Raw genomic sequence first — 1,433 nt, 5'->3', positions numbered from 1 at the left:
GTTCACCGTCGCCATCAGCCTGACGCCGCGCGGCGCCGAGCGCCTCGAGGACGTGCAGGCGACGCTGTTCGCCGCCGTCGACGAGATTCGCCGCGAAGGCATCGAGCCGTGGCGCTTCGATGAGCAGGCCACGCTCGCCGAACAGGCGTTTCGCTTCCAGCAGCATGGCGACGCCCAGAGCGAGGCCACCCAGCTCGCCATGAGCCTGTCACGCTACCCGGTGGAGGACGTCCAGTACGCCCCCTACCGCATGGACGCCATGGACGAGGACGCCCAGGCGGTCTATCTCGATGCGCTCACGCAGGACAACCTGATCCGCATCTATTCGGCGGCAGACGTCGAGAGCGACACCGTCTCGCCCTGGTTCGACACCCAGTGGCGCACCCTGCCCGCGCCCCCGGCCGCCGGACAGGCGCTGGGCGGGCTCGCGCTGCCCGCGCCCAACCCCTTCATCGCCCATGACCTGACCCTGGAACCGGGCCAGGACGAGGCGCCGAGCGTGCTGATCGAGACGCCCTCGTTCACGGTGTGGCACATGCAGGAGAGCCGCTTCAACACCCCGAGCGTGGAGTGGCGCGTCAGCCTCCAGCACCCGAGTGCAAGCTACTCCGCCGAGGAAGCGGTGCTGACCCGGATGCTCGCCGGCTGGCTCAACGATAGCCTGAGCACCACCCTCTACCCCGCCTGGCTCGCCGGTCAGTCGTTCAGCGCCTACCCCCATGCCCGCGGCATGACAATGTCGTTCTCGGGCTGGCGCGACGGCCAGACGCCGTTCATCGAGCAGGCGATCGAGCAGCTCGAACGCGCGCCGATCACCGACGAGGTCTTCGACCGGGTGCGCTACCAGCTCGCCCGAGAGTGGCGCAACGCCCCCCAGGCCGCGCTCTACAACCAGGCCGGACGCACCTTGAGCGAGGCCCTGATGCGCCCGCAGTGGTCGAGCGCCGAGCTCTACCGGGCGAGCGAGCGCCTCGAGCGCCATCACCTCGAGGATTTCCGCCGGCGCTTTCTCGCTTCGCTCTACGTGGACGCCATGGCGGTGGGCAACCTCGACGCCGACGAGGCCCGCGCCCAGGCGAACCTCATCCGCGACGCCCTGCGCCCGCGGCTCGAAAGAGACGAGGTGGCCAACCTGACACCGCTGGCCATCGGCGAAGGCGGCCAGGTGCTGCATCCGGACAGCGCCCGGGACGAGTCGCTCGTGCTGCGCTACGCCCAGGGCCACGACGAGAGCGTGCAGGAGCAGGCGACCCTCGGCGTGATCGCCCAGTGGCTGGGCACGCCCTTCTACCAGCGCCTGCGCACCGAACAGCAGCTCGGCTACGTCGTCAACGCCAGCTACTCGCCGCTGCTCGACACCCCGGGCATCGCCTTCATGGTGCAGTCCGCCGACGTGGAGAGCGACGAGATCGCCCGCCGCATCGATGCGTTCC

At 69.9% G+C, this 1,433-nt stretch carries 1 protein-coding gene; it reads left to right on the top strand.

Annotation, left to right across the window (positions count from 1 at the left end; translation table 11 throughout):
* Positions 1 to 1,433, top strand: a 1,433-nt coding sequence (locus BIS11_RS17460) for an insulinase family protein (RefSeq protein ID WP_253586705.1), incomplete at both ends; no start/stop codon positions are given.

Origin of the sequence: Halomonas sp. 707D4, from assembly GCF_024158685.1 — a bacterium.
Classification (GTDB): domain Bacteria; phylum Pseudomonadota; class Gammaproteobacteria; order Pseudomonadales; family Halomonadaceae; genus Vreelandella.
The sequence above is the reverse complement of the archived record's forward strand: the minus strand, read 5'-3'. Positions and strand labels throughout refer to the sequence as shown.